Below are 22,915 nucleotides of genomic sequence, written 5' to 3' on the forward strand. Positions count from 1 at the left end.
CGTTCCCTGAAAATCAGCCCGAAAAGGGCAGACGCTTTACCAGCGCCGACAGACGGTGCCGCCGCAGTTCGTAGCGGGCCTTGCGCCCCGTCGCCATATAGTTGAGCTGGATCGCATAGCGCGTTCCGACAAACTGCCGGTGTCCGTGCCAGGTGGCCGGACCGTTCGGAAACACCAGAAGCGTTCCTTCCGCGGGCGTCACCTCGACGTCGAAATCCTCGACGTCATCCGGCCCGTTCAGCAGCCGCAGACAGCCATCGCGCGAGGCCCAGTCTTCCCCGCGCGGATTGAGATACAGCAGGATCGTGACCAGCTTGGCTTCCGAATCCCGATGGATCCGCCCGTCCTTTTCCCGCGTGCGCCCGCGCACCGTCAGCATGGTCGGCGCATCCGTCAGATCCAGCCCGAATTTCTCCGCCACCAACGCCTTGAGCTTCGGCCCCTGCAACTCCGCAATCATGCCCGCAACACGCGGCGTCAGCTTCAGGGCTTCCGGCGGAAAGGAGCCACCGGATTTCATTTCCGGCAGATCGGAGACAACCGCCTTCAGATCATCGTTGCCAATGAAATGCGGCACCACCAGATGCGGAAACGGTTTTTCCGCAACGGGTGCGCTCTCGAACGCATCATAATCAAGAGAAATCCTGCTCATGGCGCGGAAGGCTAGACGCGGCCCACGCCGGCGACAAGGCCTATTCCACGCATGTGAGACCTGCCTTCTGCGAAAGAATATTACCCCCGCAGCGGCTTATGCGTCCTGACTATCCGGCTCGTCGCCAGATAACGGACATATCCTGCTCCCAGACGGTTCGCACCCCCCGTGCAGACATGAGGCCCTGGAAAAAGCGGCAGCTTTCCGCTCCAGGCCGTATGGAGAAGACGCGGGTCAGTCCGACATTCCAGCAGCCGGCGATCCACGCCCGACTGCCCGACATCATCCGTCAGAACCGTATGAACAGACATCTCACCCTGGCGCAGGCTCTCCGCTGCGGCCGGAAGGGCGGCCAGAGGACCCGTCAGGACAAGCAGATTTCCTATCATCGTCGCCAGAAACAGCAGAGCACGCATCTGCGGAACTCCCATCTCGACAAAGGCCGGCTCATGACCGGTCACTGCACATGACGCGTCCGGAGGCTGAAAAGTTGCGGCAGCTTTGTGGCGGAGCGAACAGATTTTCGCCTTTATACAGTCTGACCACTGACTCCAGACTGAATTCCCCCTGCCAAGGCCTATCCTGCGATGACGACCCGTCCCCTCGTACTCCCCGAACTCCTCCCGCTCCTTGAAGAGATCCCCACTGTCGATCTGTCGGCGGACTCCCTGCCCGGGTTTCGCGCCGGACTCGAACAGGCGGCCGGGCAGTCCTTTCTTCAAGCCGAGGACTATCCCGTCACGCTCGAACGGCTGAGCATTCCGGAGTCGGACCACACCCCCGCCATCCGCCTTTTTACGGTCCGCCCCCGCAAAGAGTCTGCGGCTGCGCGACCGGTTCTCCTTCATCTGCATGGTGGTGGCTATTTCGCGGGCCAGCCCGAACTGACCGCAACCCAGCTCTGCCAGTTCGCACAGGAACTGGACTGCGTGGTCATCTCCCCGGATTACCGCCTGACCCCGGAACACCCTTTCCCGGCGGCGCTCGAAGACGCCTACGCCACTCTGTGCTGGATCACGCGTAACGCCGACACTCTCGGCATTGATCCCGCCCGCATCGGCCTGACGGGCGAAAGTGCGGGGGGCGGCCTTGCAGCCGGGCTTGCCCTTCTGAACCGGGACCGTGAGGGGCCTGAAATCCTGTTCCAGAATCTGGTCTATCCCGTGCTCGACGACCATACGGTTACGGGCCAGCCTGATACCTCCCCCGTGGGCGGTGAGTTCCTGTGGACGCGCACCAGCAATACTTTCATGTGGACCGCCCTCCTCAATCCCGTAGCGCCCGGCTCGGCTGACGTCTCACCCTATGCCGCCCCCGCCCGCGCCACTGACCTGTCCCGCCTGCCCCCGGTCTATCTGTCCGTGGGGGCGCTGGATCTGTTTCTGGACGAGGATCTCGCCTATGCGCGACGTCTGATCCATCAGGGTGTCGCCGTGGAACTGGAAATCGTGCCCGGCGCCTGCCATATCTTCGACCAGACAGACACACCGGTCGCCAAACGGTCCATCGCCCGCAGGATTGATGCCATGAAGCGCGGGTTCGGTCTCTGACCGGGCAGATGCTGCCCGGGTGACACAAAACGCGACCACAAGACAGGACCCGGGACCGGGGACACAGGAGACGAGTTCATGGGCGACCATCGCGATGACCGGGACGCCATCAATGGCGAAAACACCGTCTATCTGGCGGAGCTGCACACGCGCTGGCAGCACGACCCGGCTTCGGTGGACCCGGCCTTCGCGTCCCTGTTCGAAACACTCGGCTCCGAACGGCTGTCCGGCCCGGACACGACCGTCCAGACCAACGACGCGACCGACGCCAGCGCCGAGAGCCTGAAATTCGCCTATCGCCTGCGCGGACATGCCATCGCCAAACTGGACCCGCTCGGCCTGGCACCAGTCCCCGACATTGCCGAACTGAACCCGCCCAGAGCCGACCGGGACCTGATCGCCCGCCTGCGCCGTGCCTATTGCGGCACCACGGCCGCCGAGTTCATGCATCTTCAGGACCCCGCCCAGCGCCAGTGGTGGATCGACCGTCTGGAGACGGCGGTTCCCGGCCCGTCGCTGGACCAGAAGCGCCTCCTCCTCGCCCTGACCCGCGCCGAAGCCTTCGAGCAGTTCTGCCAGAAGCGCTTCATGGGCATGCGTCGTTTTGGCCTTGAAGGCGGCGAAAGCGTCATCGTCGCTCTGCGCACCCTGATTGATGCCGCCGCACAGGACGACGTGCGGTCCGTCTCGCTCGGCATGCCCCATCGCGGCCGTCTGAACGTGATGGCCAACATCCTGCGCAAACCGTTTGCCGCCATTTTCAGCGAATTCGCCGGCGCGTCCTTCAAGCCCGACACCATTCAGGGCTCGGGCGATGTCAAATACCATCTCGGCACCGCCACGACGCTCGAACATGCGGGCCACACCGTCCGCATCTCGCTCCTGCCCAACCCCTCGCATCTGGAAGCGGTGGACCCCGTCGTGCTTGGCCGCGTCCGCGCCGACCAGGATCGCGAGAAAGACCACGACCGCCAGCACCATCTGGGCATCCTCGTCCACGGTGACGCCGCCTTCGCCGGTCAGGGCGTCGTGTACGAAACCCTCAGCCTCTCGAAGCTGGAAGGCTACCGGACGGGCGGCACGGTTCACGTCATCATCAACAACCAGATCGGCTTCACCACCGTCCAGTCCGACGCCCATTCCGGCATCCACAACACCGACATCGCCAAATCCGTTCAGGCCCCGATCCTGCACGTCAACGGCGACGATCCCGAAGCCGTCTCCCGCTGTGCTTTTCTGGCGCATGAATGGCGCCGCACCTTCCAGTCCGACATCGTGCTGGACGTGGTCTGCTATCGGCGTCACGGCCATAATGAAGCCGACGAACCCGCCTTCACGCAGCCCGCGATGGTCCACGCCATCCAGTCCCGCCCCACAACGCGCAGTCTTTACGCCCGGCATCTGGTTCGCACTGGCGTCATGACCGAAGCCGAGGTCGAGGAGATGTGGAACCACTTCCAGAACCGTCTGGAAGAACAGTTCGAAAAATCCAAGACCTATCATCCCGACGGCACGGACTGGCTGGACGGCCCCGAAGACCCCACCCGCCTTCAGGATGAGCAGGACCGTATCCAGCCCATGACCGGCGTGCCACTTCGCCGCCTGCAGGATGTCGGAGACGCCATCGGCACGATCCCCGAAGGGCTGGCCGTCCATCCGCGTCTGGCCCGCCAGATCACGGCGCGCGGCAAGGCCGTCGGCGATGGTGGTCCACTCGACTGGGCCACGGCGGAAGCCCTCGCTTTCGGCACCCTGTCCATGGACGGCCACCCCGTCCGCCTGTCAGGTCAGGACAGCCGTCGCGGCACGTTCAGCCAGCGTCACGCGGTGCTGTTCGATCAGGACACAGGCCGCGAAGACACGCCCCTGACCCATATCGCGCCCCATCAGGCCCCACTGAACATCTGGAATTCTCCGCTCTCCGAATACGCCGTTCTCGGCTTCGAATACGGCTATTCCCTCGGAAATCCCGAAGCTCTGGTTCTGTGGGAAGCGCAGTTCGGCGATTTCACCAACGGCGCGCAGATCATCCTCGACCAGTTCATCGCCTCGGGCGAAACCAAGTGGCTGCGAACCTCCGGCCTGACCCTGCTTCTGCCGCATGGCTATGAAGGCGGCGGCCCGGAACACTCTTCCGCCCGCCCCGAGCGCATCCTTCAGCTTTGCGCCGAAAACAACATGCGCGTGTGCAACATCACGACACCCGCAAACTACTTCCACGCCCTGCGCCGCCAGATCGCGCGCCGCTGCCGCAAGCCGCTGGTCGTTTTCACGCCCAAATCCCTGCTGCGCAACAAAGACGCGGTTTCGATGCTGGACGCCATGGGACCGCATACGCGCTTCCAGCCCGTCATCGCGGACCCGGCGAAGGAAGACGGCGCACGGCGTATCATCCTGTGCACCGGCAAGGTCTATTATGATCTCGTGACCGAACGGACGCGCCAGAACCGTGAAGACGTCGCCATCATCCGTGTCGAGCAGCTCTATCCCTTCCCACATCATGCCCTGATGGAACAGCTTGGCCGCCACCCGGACGCGGAACAGGTTCTGTGGTGCCAGGAAGAGCCGCAGAACAACGGCGCCTGGATTTTCGTGGACCGTCGCATCGAACGCGCCCTGCGCGGCTGCGGCCATCGCGTGCAGCGCCCGGACTATGTCGGTCGCGACAGCGCGGCTTCTCCCGCAACAGGACTACCAGGCGTGCATGCCGCCCAGCAGGAAAAACTGGTTCAGGACGCTCTGTCCTGCACCTTCCCGGCCTGAGAAAAACTCAGGTCGGACCACCCTGATAACCGTAGCTGCTCCGGCCCGCCCCGACATTTCCGTAGCCATCGCCACGGAACTGCCGCGATCCCTGACCACCATAATCCGGGCCACAAGCCGCAAGAGCTGCCAGCAGCGCAAGCGCCACCCCAATCCGAACGCGCGTCATCAGCGCTTCCTCTTATTATCGTTTCCTCGCGTCACACTACGCCGCCACAACGCCTCGCGCCACAGCCTGTCCGGTTAAAGGCTGCATGGTATTTTCAGAATTTACAGAAAAATGGTGAACCGGCTGGGACTCGAACCCAGGACCATTCGATTAAAAGTCGAATGCTCTACCAACTGAGCTACCGGTTCATCCGCACGCTGGCTACCCCACAACCCATGAGGGCGTCAACCTTGCTACCTGGAAAAACAGGTTTCGTCCCCATCCGCCTGACAACGCGCCCCTCGCTCCATGGTCTCCCGCGCTGAAAGAGGCTATGGGCGCGACGTCCTTCGTTTCCTGACAGGATCCACCCCGTTTTCAATCCCGAAAGGAAGGAACAGATGCCCATAGAGATTCTTCCCGGCCTCCGGCTTGAAGATGACGAACTGAAAGTCACCTATATCCTGGCCTCCGGTCCGGGAGGACAGAACGTCAACAAGGTGGCCACGGCCGCACAGCTCCGGTTCGATGCCGCGCGCTCTCCGTCCCTGTCAGACCGGATCCGGACACGCCTGATTGAACTCGCAGGCAGCCGTGCGACCCAGAATGGCGAGATCATCATCACGGGTCGCCGTTTTCGCACACAGCAGAGAAACCGTGAGGACGTCATCGAACGCCTGGCAGAGATGATCCGCAAGGCGGCTCACCGCCCCATTTTCCGCGTGGCCACCCGTCCCGGAAGAGCAGCCCGGCAGCGTCGCCTTGACGGAAAATCACACCGGGCCAGCATCAAGCGCAACCGCAAGGTCCGCCTGGACGACTGACACAGATCGGTGCGGTAAAGTAACAAGACGATCCTTCCCTACAGCGCTGCTGGCGCCTCGCATCCCTGTAATCAGAAATATATTTCCCAAAGCATATTTCTTTCGAAATTTCATTCCCCGTTTTTAAGAAGTACAAACATTTTGTTGTATTTTTACAACAATCCGGAAAACTGTTGCAAGAATCATTTTTGCTGCTTTCACGTAACGAAATCTTCTCATTACTATCCCCAAAACCCCCTCTGAACCCAAGAGCGGCGTCTCATGGAGGTATAGATAGTAATAATGAAATACCGGCATCGCATCTCCCTGCTTGTAACGACGGCAGTTTCCGTCATGCCCTGCATGTCTGCCCTGGCCGCAACCACCACGGCGCATCCCGTCACACGCCATCACAGCGCGAAACCCGGCAGCGCCGCTCACAGTGCTGCCCATCCTGCGGCTGCGACGGCCACACCCGCCGTTGCCGCACCACGCAAGAAGAAGACGGACGTCAATTTCACCGGCGAAGCCGAGACAATCAACGTCACCACCGGGACCCATGCGACCAACCGCAAGGCCCGCGAAAGCTCGTCCCCTGTCAGCGTGATTTCGGCTGCAACATTGCGCCACTCCGGCATGATGAACGTCGCGGATGCCCTGACCCGGACCTATGCCTCCATCAACGTGCAGGCCATGGGCGCGGATTCCTCAGCCCTGACATCCTCCATCCAGATGCGCGGCCTCGGCCCGAACGAAGTTCTGGTGCTGGTGGATGGCAAGCGCCGCCACAACACGGCCAACATCACGGCCGATGCCGGCCCGCAGTTCGGCTCCACGGGTGCTGATCTGAACACGATCCCCGCCAGCGCCATCGACCATATCGAAGTGCTGGAAGACGGTGCCGCCGCGATGTACGGCTCCGACGCCATTGCCGGCGTGGTGAATATCATCACCAAGAAGCAGGCTCACGGCATGCACACTTCGGTGCAGACCGGTGCGAACGCCTATAACGGCGACGGCTGGCAGTACAAGGTGGATGCCGATGGTGGCGTAAAATGGGGCAATGACGGCTACCTGCACATCAGCGGCGAAGTCTACCACACCGACCACATGGTCGTCGGCGCACGCGACCACCGCCTGATCGGAAGCTGGCCCAACAACGCCACCACGACCGGATATTATAACGGTGTCGTTCCGAACGCGATGAACGTGCCCGCTGATTCCAACAAGATCATGAGCACGCCCGAAGAAACCCGCGAAAGCCTCGCCATCGATTTCGGCAAGACCATTACCGAAGGCGTGAATTTCTACGGCCTCATCACCTACATGCACCGCCATGGCGAAGCGTACGAAAACTACCGGACCCCGGCGATCGCGCCGACCATGTACCCGGCTGGCTTCTCCCCGCTCGAAACATCGGAAGAGAACGATTACGCCGCCACGCTCGGCCTCAAAGGCGACAATTTCTTTGGGTTCGACTGGGACCTGAGCACCACTTATGGTGCTGACGGCAACAAGATCGGCAACAAGAACACCGCCAATACAGGCATGCTCGCCAGCACCTGCTCGACCGATCCGACATCGTCCTATTATTCGACCGATGGCTGCGGCTGGTCGCCCAGCTCCACGCGCGCCGAGACCTATCGCATGGCGCAGTGGACCAACAATCTGGACTTCCGCCGCCAGTTCAACATTGCCCATACCGTTCCGATGACGCTGGCTTTCGGTGGCGAGCATCGCCTCGAAACCTATCAGATCAAGGCCGGCACGCCCCCGTCCTATGAACTGGGCGGGACGCAGGGCTATGCCGGTCTCGGCCCCAACAGTGCCGGCAACTGGAGCCGCGACATCTGGGCGGCCTATGTCGATGGCGACTTCCACCCGCTCAAGCACTGGGATCTCGATTTCGCCGGGCGTTTCGAGCACTACACCGATGTCGGCAACACGGAGAACGGCAAGGTCTCGACCCGTTATGACGTGACCAGCAAGATTGCGCTTCGTGGCACGATCAGCACCGGCTTCCGTGCGCCCACCCTGGCCGAGCAGCACTACAGCGCCATGAACGTGGATCCGACCGGCGCCTCCGGCCTACTGCCCGTCAGTTCAACGGCCGCCCGTGTCCTGGGTGCAAGCGCACTGAAACCGGAACGTTCCGTCAGTGCCAGCGGCGGTATCGTCGTGGAGCCGGTGAAGAACTTCCACGTGGAAGCGGATGTCTACCAGATCAATCTGCGTGACCGCATCGTGGGTGGTGGCACCGTCAAGGGCGAGTCCGCCATCGAGGCCATCGAGGCCATGGGATACTCCCTGCCCCTCAACAGCATCACGGCCGACAACGTATCCGCGTACTACATGACCAACGGCGCCAGCACCCGCACGCAGGGTCTGGATATCAAGGCGGACTACATGATCCGCTTCCACAATGCCGGGAACCTGAACCTCAGCATGGCACTGGACCTGAACCGCACCCGCCTGCACCACAACGGTACCGACACCAACGGCAATCCGCTGCTGAATGCGCAGAACATCGCCTACATCACGACCGCCTACCCGCGCAGCAAGATCATCCTGAACGCGCTGTACACGGTCGGAAAATGGGACTTCAACGTCCGCCAGACACGGTATGGCGAAACCACGTCCATGCTGACCTACTATGACTGGGCGGACAAGACGCTCCCCTGCCCGAGCGGTGGAAGCCTAGCCTATTCCAACAGCTGCTTTGCGCAGTTCAAGAATACGCCGCGCTGGCTGACGGATATCGAAGTCGGCTACCGCTTCAACAGCAACTGGCATCTGGCGATCGGCGCGAACAACATCTTCAACGTCCGCCCCCGTCGCGTCCCGCAGGTCAATAACTCCCGCGGCGCCCAGATCTACGATCAGTTCTCGCTGCAGGTGCCCATCACCGGCGGTTACTACTACGGACGGATCAACGCCAACTTCTGAACCCGCTCCCAGACTGTCCCACAGGAAAAGGCGTCCCATACAGGGGCGCCTTTTCTCGTTGGGGCCGTGCCCTACGCCATACGGGGAAAATGGACAAAAAAAAGCCCCACCCCCGAAGGGATGAGGCTTTTTCCGTTTCAGACCGTCTGGTCTCAGGCGGTGTGAGCCGTTTCGGCTTCACCTTCAGAAGCCAGAATGTACGGACCTGCTGCCAGAACCTGAATGGCCAGCATGCCGAGGCTGTTCGGCTGGCGGGCTGTCAGGGACAGCACGGCGTTGCCGTTGGTCCAGCGGGCGGCCGCATCGTCCTGAACGTCCCAGCCTGCCAGACCGGCATCGGTCAGATGCTGATCGATGCGGATCGTATCGCCCGAGTCGAACAGCGTGACGTCACCCACCAGAACGCCAAGCTGACGACGGTCATCCATGAACGGTCCGACCGTCTCGCTCGGACGGAAGGTACGGGACACAAGGCGCACTTCCGTCACATCGGACGGGATCATGAACATCGCGCGACCATTGGCCGTCCGGACCAGATGGATGGTCTGGCCCGTGCTGGTGACGAGGTGCAGACCGGACTCTTCGGTCAGGGCCGGAGCCTCGATGATATTCTCAAGACCGGCTGCGATGGCCCGGGCCTCGATCTCACGGAAGACTGGTTCGACCACCTCGCGGCTGACAACCAGCGGGGCTGCCGCGTCGTCGTTCCAGTTACGCTCGCGACCACCCAGCGAAACGACCGTGCCCTCCTGACGGAAGGAGCGGCGGTTGCCCGTGTCGAGATAGCTCTCGGTCAGCATGCCGTCAGCCATGATGACCGAATGCTCCGCCGTTTCCACATGAAAATAATCGTAAGCGGCAAAGGCGCGGTCATAGATCACCGAACGGCCGTTCACGAGCATACGGGCGGGTATGAAGCCGCCGTTGATGAACAGGCAGTGTTCCGGCGTGACGAGCATGTCCTTGTAAGGCACGCCCTGTGCAATCGCATCCTTCATGATCCGGACCGGGTAACCGGCTTCCGCATCGCCCAGGCCCGTTCTCGCGACCTTATGTGCCCGTCCGATCCAGCTCACGGTCCGCTCGATGGCTTCGCCGTTGACAAAAGCCACCACAGCACTGCCCAGACGCAGGGTTTCAACCGCGACATCCCCTTCCGGTGTGCGGATCATGCTGCCCGCCAGGAAACAGGGAGCATTGCTGCTGTCTTCCACGATCCAGCCATTGCTGCCGTCCTGAACGAGGGACGCATGGAGGGCGGGAACGAAGCCGTCAGCCGTGTGGATGTTGCCGTATGTCAGCTCGCGGCCGTCGGCCAGCGTGATCGTCAGCGTGTAGGAGCCGTCATTATTCGGCGTATAGGTGGCTGCCGTGGGAGCGGAAGACACGCCGGAAATACCGAAATGCGTGTTGGCCGAGACCCCGTTGATGACAACACCCTGGCTGTTGGTGGAGTCGTTATGCAGGTAGCCGTTGGCTTCAACGTAAACCGTGTTCACCGAGTTCGGATCAACATTGATGGTGTTGATGCTCTCGCCCGGATTCAGGAAGAGGCTGCTGCCCTGCGACAGGTTGACCGTACCGCCGTTGATCCAGATCGGATCGCTGACACTTCCCAGCGTGGCGTTGATCAGATTGATCGTGCCACCGTTGTTCACGCTGTTTCCATCGAACACGACGTTGTTGTCGTTGTTCATGATCGTGATCGTACCGTCGTCACGGTTCATCGTAACGCCGCCGAGTTCGACCTGCGATGGCGTGTTAATAACGATTGTGCCGTCGTTTTCGAAACCCGCGGTTGCGAAAACATAACCGCTATAGCCGCTGCCACCCTGCGCGGTGATTTCCAGCGTACTGTTCTGCCAGACGCTGAGACTGCGGATCTGGTTGTAGGACGGGGCATTGGCGACGACGGTATTCGGCGTGGTGTTGCCGTAATAACCGACATTGACATCCGCGTTCTGCTGGCTCTGCGGAACAGCATTACCGCTGAAGGAACTGTCGGACGTATCAACCACATGGCCCTGATCGTCGTAGAGCGTCCAGTTCTTCGGGTCGTACCAGTCGCCACCCGTTGACGGGCCTGTCCAGCGCCAGCTGCCGTCATGCTGGTGATAGCTGACGCTGTTGGTGCTGTACTGGGACGTGTCTCCACCAGCACTTGCGGCAGCAGCGGCTGTAGAGGCCATCTGCTGATGCAGGTCGCTGGTGGTATAGGAAGCCGGAGCGGTTGCCGTGCCGGCATCCTCGATCAGCCAGCCCTTGGAACCATCCTGCACGATCGTCGCCTGCGCGGCGGGCGTGTAGCCCTTTGCCATATTGACGGTCGGATAGGTGATGGAATGGCCGTTATCGAGAGTGATCGTCAGGCTATAAGACCCGTCGGAATTCTCGGTATAGGTAGCGGCTGCCGGCTTGGAAGAACCGCTCAGAATGCCGAAATGGGTGTTTTCGGAAACGCCATTGATGGTGACGCCCTGAACAGACCCACTGTCATTCGAATAACGGTCGTTGACATACAGCGTATTGGTGGTCGCCGGATCAACATTGATCGTGGAACCTTCGCCATACAGGTTCGCAACGAGCGTGCTGTCCTGCTGGAGATTGATCGTACCACCGGCGACCGTCACAGGAGACGTCACGCTGCCGAGGGACGAGTTGATCAGGTTCAGCGTGCCGTTGTTCAGCTGCCCGTCGTCAAACGTCACGTTCCCATCATTATTCATGATCGTCAGGGTACCGTCGCCAGCGGTGACGCCACCGAGTTCGACCTTGGACGGCGTGTCGATGATGAGTGTGCCGTAGTTTTCCACCCCGGCCGTTGCGAAAACGTTTCCGTTGTCGCCCTGAGCGGTGATTTTCAGGGTGCTGTTCTGCCAGATGCTGAGGCTGCGGATCTGGTTGTAAAGCACGGCATTCGAAACAACCACGCTCGGAGTATTGTCGGAGGAACCGACATTGACATCAGCATTCTGCTCGCTCTGGGGAATAGCGCAGCCACTGAAGGAGGCGCCGGTCGTATCGACGGGATTTCCAGCGTCGCTCAGAACCCAGTTGCTCGGATCGGACCAGTCGCCACCCGTGGCAGGCCCAACCCAGCGCCATGCGTAATCACGGTTATGGAAGCTGGTTTCGTCGCTGTTGTACTGGATGGTTTCGCTGCCGGGGGGCAGGGCGTCATTGACGTTGGACGTATCGGCCATGATGAGATCTTCCAGAAAGATGACCGGCGCAGACGTGCCGGGGATATATTTTGGAATTACTAACCATGCCATATGGCTTCATCAAGTTAATAATATGCAAACTCTAACCCGTATTGCGCACAAACTCGTGAAAATTCTGGACACATGACATTTCCGGCCCAAGGGGGAATCAGGAACTTCCACGACAGGACAGCCCCCTTCAGGAGCCGGGTGTGGCGTGATGGCGACGCATGCGGTATGCTGGAAAAACCGAATTCTAGCGTGGTGACCTGTCTTGACCGAGCTGACCGAGCCGACTGATCTGACCCCTTCCGGCCGTCTTCCTGTGACGATCGAGGAGGAAATGCGCTCCTCCTATCTGGCCTATGCGATGTCCGTGATCGTATCGCGCGCGCTGCCGGATGTGCGGGACGGTCTGAAGCCGGTCCATCGCCGTATTCTCTATGCCATGCGCGAAAGCGGCTTCACGGCCGACAAGCCTTATCGCAAATCGGCCCGTGCGGTCGGTGACGTGATGGGTAAATACCATCCGCATGGTGACAGCTCGATCTATGACGCCATGGTCCGGATGGCGCAGCACTGGTCCATGCGCGTCAAGCTGATCGACGGTCAGGGCAATTTCGGCTCGGTCGATGGCGATAGCCCGGCCGCCATGCGTTATACCGAGGCCCGTCTGGCCAAGGCGTCGTCCTTCCTGCTGGACGATATCGACCGCGATACGGTCGATTTCCAGCCGAACTATGATGAAAGCGAGAACGAGCCGAAGGTCCTTCCGGCTGTCTTCCCGAACCTGCTCGTCAATGGCGCGGCCGGTATTGCCGTCGGCATGGCGACCAACATCCCGACGCATAATCCGGGTGAGGTCATTGACGCCACGCTGGCCATGATCGCCAATCCGGCCATCGAACTCGACGAACTGATGCAGATCATCCCGGGTCCGGATTTCCCGACGGGTGGCATCATCATGGGCCGCAGCGGCATCCGTCGCGCCTATGAGACGGGTCGCGGCTCCATTCCGGTGCGCGCACGCGCCGAAATCGAGGAAATCCGCAAGGACCGTCAGGCCATTATCATCACCGAGATCCCGTATCAGGTGAACAAGGCCACGTTGCAGGAAAAAATCGCCGATCTGGTACGGTCCAAGGAAATCGAAGGCATTTCCGACATCCGCGACGAGTCCGACCGTTCGGGTATGCGTGTTGTCATCGAACTCAAGCGCGATGCGACCCCGGATGTGGTGCTGAACCAGCTCTACCGCTTCACGCAGCTTCAGACGTCCTTCAGCGCCAACATGCTGGCACTCGACGACGGCAAGCCGCGGACGATGGGCCTCAAGGACATCCTGGAAGCCTTCCTGCGGTTCCGCGAAGAAGTCATTCTGCGCCGCGCCCGGTTTGATCTGAACAAGGCCCGCGACCGCGGACATCTGCTGGTCGGTCTGGTTCTGGCCGTCGCCAATATCGATGAGGTCATCGCGCTGATCCGTGCGGCACCGGACGCCGCCACGGCCCGTGAATCGCTGATGGCGCGGGAGTGGGACGCTTCGGAAGTCGTCCCGCTGCTGGAACTGATCCATGACGAGGGCAATGTCATCATCGATGGCAAGGTCCGTCTGACGGAAGCGCAGGCGCGCGGTATTCTTGAACTGCGCCTGCAACGCCTGACGGGTCTGGAGCGCGAGAAAATCCAGGGCGAACTGGGCGAAGTCGCGCAGAAGATCGGCGAACTGCTGGCCATTATCGAGAGCCGCCCGCGCCGCATGGAAGTCATGCGCGAAGAGCTTCTGGCCGCCCGTGCGGAAGTCGCCACACCGCGTGTGACGGAAATTTCCGACGCACTCGGTGACCAGACGGATGAAAGCCTGATCGAACCGGGCCAGATGGTCGTCACCATCACGCGCGACGGCTTCATCAAGCGCACGCCGCTGGAGGTCTTCCGCTCCCAGAACCGGGGCGGCCGTGGCCGCACGGCCTCCGGGCGCCGTGGGGACGATATCATCGTCCGCAGCTTCAATGCGCACACGCATCAGTGGGTGATGTTCTTCTCCTCGGGCGGCAAGGCCTACAGGATGAAGGTCTGGCACCTGCCGGAAGCCGCGCCGACCGCCAAGGGCCGCGCGCTGGTCAATCTGCTGCCCGAACTGGGAACGGACTCCATCACGGCCGTCCTTCCGCTGCCGCAGGACGAGGATCTGTGGGAAGACCTGCACCTCGCCTTCGCCACGGCCAGCGGTAATGTGCGCCGCAACCGTCTGAGCGATTTCCGCAATATCCGCGCGTCCGGCCTGATCGCCATGAAACTGGATGAGGGCGACTCCCTCATCGGCGTGGCGACCTGCCGTGAAGGTCAGGACGTCTTCCTGGCGACGAAGAATGCGCGCTGCATCCGCTTCCAGATCACGGACGAAACACTGCGCGTATTCGCCGGCCGTGGCAGCACGGGCGTGCGCGGCATCCGTCTGGGCGAGGGCGATGCGGTCATCTCGCTGTGCATCCTCAATCACGTGGATGCCAGCGTCGAGGAACGTGCGGCCTATCTGCGCATGGCCAATGCCAAGCGCCGCGCCGAAAATGCCGCTCTGGATGACAGCGCCGAGGACGAGACCGTTTCCGGCGATGAGGAAACCGTCGAGATCACGGGCGATCTGACGCAGGAGCGTTTCGAGGAACTGGAGCAGCAGGAGGAAATCCTCCTGACCGTAACGGATGGCGGCTTCGGCCGTCGCTCCTCGGCTTATGACTACCGCGTGTCGGGCCGTGGTGGTCAGGGCATCACCAACATGACCTTCTCCGCGAACCGTCGCGGCAAGGAAGTGGTGGGCACCCTGCCGACGCTCGATGGCACGGACGTCATGCTGGTGACGGATACGGGCCGCCTGATCCGCCTGCCGGTGTCGCAGGTCCGTGTCATGTCCCGTCAGGCCAGCGGTGTGACGCTGTTCCGCCTGAATGACAGCGAAACGGTCATCTGCGTGTTCCCTGTTCTCGAAGACGACACGGAAGAAGGCGATACCGACGAGCCCGCTTCGGACGCGGCTCCCGAAGCCCCCTCCGCAGGTGACGATGCTGCACCTGACGCCTGAGATGCGGACTGATCCGCGTGTCGGGTTTTATCCTGGCACGTTCGATCCGGTCACGTTCGGGCATCTTGACATCATCCACAGGGCCTCGGCCCTGTTCGACCGGCTTCTGGTCGGCGTAGCGGTCAATGAAGGCAAGCAGCCGCTGCTGGATCTGGACGCGCGCCTTGCCGCCCTGCGCCATGAAGTGGACAAGCTGCCTCATGGCGGGCGGATCGAGGTCGTGGGCTTCGATACGCTGCTGGTCGATGCCGTCCGCCAGGCGGGCGCAGGCACGGTCGTGCGCGGACTGCGGTCCGGCGGGGACTTCGACTATGAAAGCCAGCTTTCCGGCGCGCTGCGTCGTCTGGCGCCGGAAATCGAGACGGTCTTCCTGCTGTCTTCTGAAGAACATCGCAGCACGGCCAGCAGGATCGTGAAGGAAATCGCGCGGCTGGGGGGCGATATTTCTCCCTTCGTCAGCGAAGATGTTGCACGTATCGTCTTGTCGAAACTGGGCCGAGGGCCGACATAGGAATCTTCAATGTTTTCTGGAAGGTTCCAAGATGTCCGATACTGCAGTGCCCGACGGCAACAAGCTGGTTTTCGAACTCAAGACTGGCAAGGTCGTCATCGAGCTGCGCCCTGACCTGGCCCCGCTGGCGTGCGAGCGCCTCAAGCTCCTGGCCACCGAAGGGTTCTATAACGGCGTGGCATTCCATCGCGTGATCGAGGGCTTCATGGCCCAGGGTGGCGATCCGACGGGAACCGGCACGAGTGGCAGCTCCTATCCGGACCTCAAGGCCGAATTCACGGACAAGGCCAAGTTCGAGCGCGGCACGGTGGGCATGGCCCGCACGATGGCCCCGCACTCCGCCAACAGCCAGTTCTTCATCATGTTCGCTGACAGCCCGCATCTGAACGGTCAGTACACGATCGTCGGCAAGGTGATCGAAGGCATGGAATACGTGGACCAGATCAAGCGCGGTTCGGGCGCCGGCGGCGTGGTCAAGGACCCCGACACCATTCTCAAGGCTTACGTCGAAGCCTGAGTCCCGCTGAAAAGCAGGAATACGGAAAGGCCGGTGCAGGAATGCGCCGACCTTTTTTATTGCCTTTTCCCGGACGAGCGCATCCCCGGTTCATAAGTGATGCTTATGAACCGATAGACACTTAAGATTTCACTTTCCCTTTTCAGAATCGCATGGTCACCACGATCAGAAAAGGAAACTGCGGTCTTTTAAGACCCGGCCTGAGGGCTGACGGAAAAGCCCCGCCATGGCGGATGTCGGCTGAAATCCGCCATTTTTTATCTGCTACCCGTTTTTTCTGACAGGAGTAGGGTAGGATACGTGGTCCCAAGATGGGTTTCCCGTTATCCCCCCTCCGAACCGGACTTGCAGTTTTCGCCGCATCCGGCTCTCCATTTGCAGTATTAAGCAGCAAAGCGATTATCCGGCAGTTTCCCACGATGAAGGTCGGTGTGACAGGATTTGCAAAGCACCAATGTTTTGCGTTGCCGCTGGATCATCAGTTGCTTCCACTTTTCTGTCCCCTTTGAGACATCCTTCAGTTTCCTGACATGATGGATCTCAAAAGGTCCGTTTTCATCGCCGCAATATTCACACCGATTCGCACCTAAACGCGTTAGAAGCTCAGACCGTCCATCAAAATTGAAGAGGTTGGGCTTTTTATCCACGTTCATAGGAATGTCAGACTTTCTCCGATCTATCAGTGAATAGACGCGAAGATAGTTGATTTCCCCATTTTTCTCGAATCTCAAGGAGCGACCATCGTTCCTTATTCGCCGAAACCACTTCGCCCATGTTTCGCCATGCTTCCGTCCCAAGGTTTTGTAGAGACTGATGTGAGCCATCCACTCCAACTTGTTCAGGTAGTATTTTGGAGCAAGAGAGTAGTAGTTTGCAAATCCTCGCAATTCTGAGTTGAATTTCGAGACGATTTCAAAATCTGAAAGATTTGTCATCATGATCCGCGCCCGAATGTCCTTCAGGCCAGTGTCATAAGTTCCGTAACCACATTTCTGTGCGAAATTCCGGATTCGATCTTCCGGCACAGACAGGTGAATGTGGGACGTAACAGTGCGTTTTGTCGCATAGACATCACGTCCTGCTGCCGTTCCAACCTTACACTTCATCTGCTTGGGCATGATGCGAGCCGTAATTCCGTAACCCAGAAATAACGCTCCTTTATCGAGAGCGCCCAGCCGGGATTTCTCCCGAGATACAGTCAACTTGAGCGATTTCTCAACGAAATCAGTCACGTCGGCCATAATCTGTGTGGTTTCTTCTTTTGTGCCGATTATACCGATCAGGAAGTCGTCTGCGTATCGCACATAGTGCAATCGCTTGAACTCCGGATCATGCATATCCACACTTGGAAGGGTTCTCAGCTTTTTGCTCAGTTCTTCCATTTCGGCCAGGTAGATCACTGACTTTTCATGGGTTTCCCCATGCTGTCGGATGAACTCCCTGCGACGCCCGATTTGGTAGATGAGTGCCCTATACTCCTTGTTGGGCTTTCTTCGCTTTCCCTTGTTGAAGGCGCGTATCTTCTCGTCCATGAACTTATCGAGTTCATGGAGATAAATATTTGCCAGAATTGGAGAGATTACGCCTCCTTGCGGTGTTCCCGTGTAGGTTGCGTTGTACTTCCAATTCTCAAGGTAGCCCGCCTTGAGAAACAGTTCGATCAGCTTGATGAAAGCCTTATCGTCGATTTGGGCTTCCAGAATACTGATCAGTTTTTCATGGTCGATGCTGTCGAAGTATCCCTTGATGTCAACTTCGCATATCCATTTCGTTCCCTTCCAGCTATCGACGATTTCCAGTAGTGCGGTATGGCATGATCGACTCGGCCGAAAACCATGTGAGCGTTCTGTGAAGATCGGCTCATAAATGATTTCCAGTAGAGTGCGGGCAACCTCCTGCACCAGTTTGTCGTTTCCAGTTGGTATACCCAAAGGGCGTTTCTTCCCGTTGGGATTTTTAGGGTCCTTCAGGATATACATCCTACGGACAGGTTTAGGACGATAGCTGCCGTCTCTTATGGAGGCCATAAGGTCTTGCAGTCGTCCCATGCCAAAACCGTCCAGCGTATTGTCATCTACACCTCGGGTCAGAGCCCCTCGGTTCGATTGAATACGTGCGTAGGCCGTCAGCCACAAATCCTCATGATTTCTCATGATTTTGTGTAGCTTTTTGACCTTCGCGCCTGAGCGGACTGCTCCACTGACGCCTTCCAAAGCTCTGCTGGTTCGATCGGACAGCACTGACTGCCCTCCCTTCATCATCAGAAAGCGTTACTACAAACTGCTTTCCTTCCCCCTTACCTCGCCGGGTTTCACAGCCATTGCTGCCTGCTTATACCGTCGTTTCAGGCCGGATTGGATACCGGCTGCAAGGCCCATTACGACCCCACGTTGGGTACTATGAAAGCTCCGTCACCATATTGGTCAGCAAGTTGACCAACTTAGGCGATCCCGCATTTCCAACCACTCAAGTCGTCGCATTTAGGTTCCGCATTCAATCCTTGACCACCCTCGCCGGGCAGGTGTCAGAGACATCAGGTGAGACGGCGTTCTAATCTCTCCGTCTCAATCTCCGAGATGGCGTCTCAACAGTCCTACGCCATCAACATCCCAAGTTCACTCAGATCTACGATTCAACCAATCCAGGCTTAACCTTGTGCGACTTGCAATGACGCCCGCTTGCTCGACTGCTTTGCCGCGCTGCGCCTTTTCCTGACATGCTACTTTCCCCCTTCGGCTTTCGCCGATTACAGCCTGTTGCCAGACAGAGGTAGGTCAGGCTTGCAATGGACATCCTGATAGTCCATAATCACGATTGCGCGTAAGTGCTTGAAATGGCTAGCAAAACGGCGCACTCAGAACGGGATTTCGTCGTCCAGATCGTTGTCCGGCGGGGCATCCCAGCCACCATTGCTGCCACCCGAGCGGTTTCCACCCGAAGCACTGCCCGTGTTCCCGCGGGAGCCACCGCCGAAACCACCCGAGCCGCCCCGGCTTCCGCCGCCGAAGCCGCCACCACCGCCATAGCCACCACCGTTGTCAAAACCGCCATCATCGCCGCCACCGCCGCGATTGCTGTCGATCAGCACCAGGTCGCCGCGGAAACGGTCGATCACGACTTCGGTCGTGTATTTTTCCTGGCCGGACTGGTCGGTCCACTTCCGGGTGCGGAGTTCGCCCTCGATATAAACCTTGCGGCCCTTGCGCAGGTAACGCTCGGCAACATCGGCCGTGCGCTCGTTGAAGATCACCACGCGATGCCACTCGGTGCGCTCCTTGCGCTCACCCGACTGCTTGTCGTTCCAGGTATCGGACGTCGCAACGGTCAGGTTGACGATCTTCGCCCCCGACTGCGTGTTGCGGACTTCCGGGTCCTTGCCCAGATTTCCGACCAGAATCACCTTGTTGACGCTGCCTGCCATTCCCGTCCCAACCAATTTTCTCGAATTGTTCTTTTCATCCTATCCTAAACGCCCATCTATAATTGATCCAGCGTCCTTCTTGGGGCGTTTCAGCTTTCACAATCGCCTTTTCTCCATATTCCGGGGTCTCCGTGAGCTTTCCAGACAATCATTCGATCCGCGTCCGTGGGGCCCGCGCCCATAATCTCAAGAATATCGATGCCACGATCCCCCGTGATTCCCTGACGATCATCACGGGGCTCTCCGGCTCCGGAAAATCTTCCCTGGCTTTCGACACGATCTATGCCGAGGGCCAGCGGCGCTATGTGGAGAGCCTGTCCGCCTATGCCCGCCAGTTCCTCGAACTGATGGGCAAGCCGGATGTGGACTCCATCGAGGGTCTCTCTCCGGCCATCTCGATCGAGCAGAAAACCACATCCAAGAACCCCCGCTCGACCGTGGGTACGATCACGGAAATCCACGACTACATGCGCCTGCTCTGGGCGCGCGTGGGCATCCCCTATTCCCCCGCGACCGGCCTGCCGATCGAGGCGCAGACCGTCAGCCAGATGGTGGACCGCGTCATGGCCATGGCGGACGGAATGCGCCTGATGCTGCTCGCAGCCGTCGTCCGGGATCGCAAGGGCGACTGCAAACGCGAACTGGCCGAACTGACGCGCAAGGGCTTCACCCGCGTGAAGATCGACGGCGAACTGTATGAAATCGCCGAGGCCCCGGAACTGAACCGCAAGACACGCCACACGGTCGAGGTCGTGGTGGACCGGATCGTCGTCAAGGAAGGTCTCGAATCCCGCCTCGCCGACAGTTTCGAGACCGCGCTCGAACTCTCGGACGGTCTGGCATACGCCGAGGAAGTCAAACGTGCAGGCGAAAAAGAAGCCCCGGCGCATGTCGTGTTCTCGTCCCGCTTCGCCTGCCCCGTCTCCGGTTTCACGATCGAGGAGATTGAGCCGCGCCTGTTCTCCTTCAACGCCCCAATGGGCGCCTGTCCTGTCTGCGACGGTATCGGCACCGAAACCCATTTCGACGAAAATCTGATTGTCCCGGATGACAGCCTGACGCTGGCCGAAGGCGCCATCGCCCCGTGGAAGGGTGCGAGCACGGACTGGTACGACCAGACGCTCGCCGCACTCGCCCGCCATTGCGGCGATGACATGAACACGCCCTGGTCCGACCTCCAGCCCGCCACGCAAGACCTCATCATCAACGGTTCCAAAGAGCCGATCGACATTCCCTATACCGATGGCGGGAAGGTCCACATCGTCACCAAGCCTTTCGAAGGCGTACTGAAGAACCTGCGCCGCCGCATGGCCCAGACGGACAGCATGTGGGTCCGCGAAGAACTGTCGCGCTATCAGTCCGAAAAACCCTGCCATGCCTGCCACGGCGCACGCCTCAAACCTGAAGCCCTGTGCGTGAAGGTCCGCGACCTCAACATCGCCGAAGCCTCGGACATGCCGATCCGCAAGGCGCTCGACTGGTTTTCCGGCGTGGAAGCCACCCTCACGCCCCAGCGCGCCGAGATCGCCCGCCGCATCCTGCGCGAGATCACCGACCGTCTGCACTTCCTCGACGATGTCGGGCTGGACTACCTCACCCTCTCGCGCGGCTCCGCAACCCTGTCCGGCGGCGAGAGCCAGCGCATCCGTCTGGCATCGCAGATCGGTTCGGGCCTGACGGGCGTTCTGTATGTGCTGGACGAACCCTCCATCGGCCTGCATCAGCGCGACAACGAACGCCTGCTTGGTACGCTCGACCGCCTCAAGCGCCTCGGCAATACCGTCATTGTCGTCGAACATGACGAGGATGCCATCCGCGCCGCCGACTACCTGATCGACATGGGACCGGGTGCAGGCAAGCTCGGCGGACAGGTCATCGCCGTCGGCACCCCCGCAGAGGTCGCCGAAAACCCCAGCAGCATCACCGGCGCCTATCTGTCAGGCCGCAAGGTCATTCCCGTCCCGACCGAACGCCGCAAGTCCAGCGGCATGCTCACCCTGCACGGCGCACGCGGCAACAACCTCAAAGACCTGACGGTCGATTTCCCGCTCGGCACCTTCATCGCCGTCACGGGCGTCTCGGGTGGCGGCAAATCCACGCTGGTCATCGACACGCTGTACAAGGCGCTGTCCCGCCAGCTCATGAAATCGAGCCAGACGCCGCTGCCCTATGACCGTCTGGAAGGCGTGGACAATCTCGACAAGATCATCGAGATCGACCAGTCCCCGATCGGCCGGACCCCGCGCTCCAACCCCGCGACCTATACGGACCTGTTCGCCCCGATCCGCGACTGGTTCGCCGAACTTCCTGAATCCAAAGCGCGCGGCTACAAGCCGGGCCGCTTCTCCTTCAACGTGAAGGGCGGTCGCTGCGAAGCCTGTCAGGGCGACGGTGTTCTCAAAATCGAAATGCACTTCCTGCCGGACGTGTACGTGACCTGCGACACCTGCAAAGGCGCACGCTACAACCGCGAAACGCTGGACGTGAAGTTCCGCGGCAAGTCCATCGCGGACGTGCTGGCCATGACCGTGGACGAGGCCCTGCCGTTCTTTCAGGCCGCGCCGAAAATCCGCGACCGTCTCGCCATCCTGCAACAGGTCGGGCTGGGCTATGTCGCCCTCGGCCAGCAGGCCACAACGCTCTCGGGCGGCGAGGCCCAGCGCGTCAAGCTGTCAAAGGAACTGGCCAAACGCGCCACCGGCCGCACAGTCTATATCCTCGACGAACCCACAACCGGCCTGCATACGGAAGATGTCCGCAAGCTGCTCGAAGTGCTGCACACCCTCGTCGATCAGGGCAACACGGTGCTGGTCATCGAGCACAATCTTGAAGTCATCAAGACAGCCGACTGGCTGATCGATATCGGCCCCGAAGGCGGAGACGGCGGCGGTCAGGTCGTCGCAGCCGGAACGCCGGAGGACATCGCCGCATGCAAAGCCAGCCATACGGGCCGCTTCCTCGCCCCGCTGCTGGACGCGCCCGGCGCAAGACAGCCCCGCAAAGTCACGGCCACCAAAATCACACAAGCCATGCTCGCCGCCAGCCTGCCGCCCCCAAAAACCGAACGTATAGCCGCAAAAAAGGCCCAAACCGCCAAGGAAAAGGCAGCCGAAAAAGCCGACACTGAAAAGAAACCTAGAGGTCGTCCTGCCGGCTCCTGCAACAAAGCCAAAGCTTAAACCGGATTAAATCCGTCAAAACAAAACGGTTCAGACGAAAAACAAGCCCCTCCCTCTTTGACCGATATTTTGTCGGGGATGAGGGAGGCATTGCCGGTCTGGCAGCACCGATGATTTAAATCTGCCAGATTATTCTGCAA

At 60.2% G+C, this 22,915-nt stretch carries 14 protein-coding genes and 1 tRNA gene; 8 read left to right on the forward strand and 7 right to left on the reverse strand.

The features are described from left to right. Positions 1-13: 13 nt before the first annotated feature. Positions 14-652 carry a 2OG-Fe(II) oxygenase family protein gene (locus tag GFJ39_RS02870; RefSeq protein ID WP_153429607.1) on the reverse strand — a complete coding sequence of 213 codons (639 nt, stop codon included), beginning with the start codon at positions 650-652 and terminating at the stop codon, positions 14-16. Between the two features lie 80 nt (positions 653-732). Continuing rightward, the gene (locus GFJ39_RS02875) at positions 733-1,068 is read right to left on the reverse strand and encodes a hypothetical protein (protein ID WP_153429706.1); all 336 of its coding nucleotides are present in this window, start codon (positions 1,066-1,068) and stop codon (positions 733-735) included. A 171-nt stretch (positions 1,069-1,239) separates the two neighbouring features. On the opposite strand from GFJ39_RS02875, the gene GFJ39_RS02880 reads away from it, so the two are divergent. Continuing rightward, complete coding sequence (locus GFJ39_RS02880) at positions 1,240-2,202, forward strand: alpha/beta hydrolase (protein WP_153429609.1); 963 nt, start codon at positions 1,240-1,242, stop codon at positions 2,200-2,202. Between the two features lie 78 nt (positions 2,203-2,280). Next, positions 2,281-4,965 (forward strand): 2-oxoglutarate dehydrogenase E1 component, encoded by a 2,685-nt coding sequence (locus tag GFJ39_RS02885; protein WP_153429611.1) that lies wholly within the window; start codon positions 2,281-2,283, stop codon positions 4,963-4,965. A gap of 7 nt (positions 4,966-4,972) precedes the next feature. Here the strand turns inward: GFJ39_RS02885 and GFJ39_RS14020 are convergent, their stop codons facing one another. Together GFJ39_RS14020 and GFJ39_RS02890 are read right to left on the reverse strand one after the other, a co-directional pair. Beyond that, positions 4,973-5,134 carry a hypothetical protein gene (locus GFJ39_RS14020; RefSeq protein WP_194285268.1) on the reverse strand — a complete coding sequence of 54 codons (162 nt, stop codon included), beginning with the start codon at positions 5,132-5,134 and terminating at the stop codon, positions 4,973-4,975. A 112-nt stretch (positions 5,135-5,246) separates the two neighbouring features. Then, positions 5,247-5,322 (reverse strand) — tRNA-Lys (locus tag GFJ39_RS02890). 192 nt (positions 5,323-5,514) lie between these two features. Here GFJ39_RS02890 and arfB point away from each other — a divergent pair. Both arfB and GFJ39_RS02900 read left to right on the forward strand, forming a co-directional pair. Then, the gene (gene arfB / locus GFJ39_RS02895; RefSeq protein WP_153429613.1) at positions 5,515-5,937 is read left to right on the forward strand and encodes an alternative ribosome rescue aminoacyl-tRNA hydrolase ArfB; all 423 of its coding nucleotides are present in this window, start codon (positions 5,515-5,517) and stop codon (positions 5,935-5,937) included. Positions 5,938-6,219: 282 nt separating this feature from the next. Next, on the forward strand, positions 6,220-8,862 hold the full coding sequence (locus tag GFJ39_RS02900; RefSeq protein ID WP_153429615.1) for a TonB-dependent receptor plug domain-containing protein: 2,643 nt from the start codon (positions 6,220-6,222) through the stop codon (positions 8,860-8,862). A 152-nt stretch (positions 8,863-9,014) separates the two neighbouring features. Here the strand turns inward: GFJ39_RS02900 and GFJ39_RS02905 are convergent, their stop codons facing one another. Further along, positions 9,015-12,065 carry a Hint domain-containing protein gene (locus GFJ39_RS02905; protein WP_153429616.1) on the reverse strand — a complete coding sequence of 1,017 codons (3,051 nt, stop codon included), beginning with the start codon at positions 12,063-12,065 and terminating at the stop codon, positions 9,015-9,017. A 274-nt stretch (positions 12,066-12,339) separates the two neighbouring features. On the opposite strand from GFJ39_RS02905, the gene gyrA reads away from it, so the two are divergent. From gyrA to GFJ39_RS02920, 3 genes are read left to right on the forward strand one after another with little or no spacing between them, the layout of a single operon-like run. Then, the gene (gyrA, locus tag GFJ39_RS02910) at positions 12,340-15,147 is read left to right on the forward strand and encodes a DNA gyrase subunit A (RefSeq protein WP_194285269.1); all 2,808 of its coding nucleotides are present in this window, start codon (positions 12,340-12,342) and stop codon (positions 15,145-15,147) included. Next, positions 15,128-15,658, forward strand: coding sequence for a pantetheine-phosphate adenylyltransferase (gene coaD, locus GFJ39_RS02915; protein WP_153429710.1), 531 nt, complete (start codon positions 15,128-15,130; stop codon positions 15,656-15,658). The genes gyrA and coaD overlap by 20 nt, the downstream gene beginning before the upstream one ends. Before the next feature lie 31 nt (positions 15,659-15,689). Then, positions 15,690-16,175 carry a peptidylprolyl isomerase gene (locus GFJ39_RS02920; protein WP_011252457.1) on the forward strand — a complete coding sequence of 162 codons (486 nt, stop codon included), beginning with the start codon at positions 15,690-15,692 and terminating at the stop codon, positions 16,173-16,175. 383 nt (positions 16,176-16,558) lie between these two features. Here GFJ39_RS02920 and GFJ39_RS02925 read toward each other — a convergent pair whose 3' ends face one another. Both GFJ39_RS02925 and ssb read right to left on the reverse strand, forming a co-directional pair. Then, entirely contained in the window at positions 16,559-18,415 is a 1,857-nt protein-coding gene (locus GFJ39_RS02925) for a reverse transcriptase domain-containing protein (RefSeq protein ID WP_325062802.1), read from the reverse strand. 614 nt (positions 18,416-19,029) lie between these two features. Further along, positions 19,030-19,596: a single-stranded DNA-binding protein gene (gene ssb / locus GFJ39_RS02930; protein ID WP_153429618.1), complete on the reverse strand. Its 567-nt coding sequence runs from the start codon at positions 19,594-19,596 to the stop codon at positions 19,030-19,032. A gap of 131 nt (positions 19,597-19,727) precedes the next feature. On the opposite strand from ssb, the gene uvrA reads away from it, so the two are divergent. After that, positions 19,728-22,775, forward strand: coding sequence for an excinuclease ABC subunit UvrA (uvrA, locus tag GFJ39_RS02935; protein ID WP_325062803.1), 3,048 nt, complete (start codon positions 19,728-19,730; stop codon positions 22,773-22,775). Positions 22,776-22,915 lie beyond the last annotated feature (140 nt).

This window comes from Gluconobacter aidae (assembly GCF_009547075.1).
Lineage (GTDB): Bacteria > Pseudomonadota > Alphaproteobacteria > Acetobacterales > Acetobacteraceae > Gluconobacter > Gluconobacter aidae.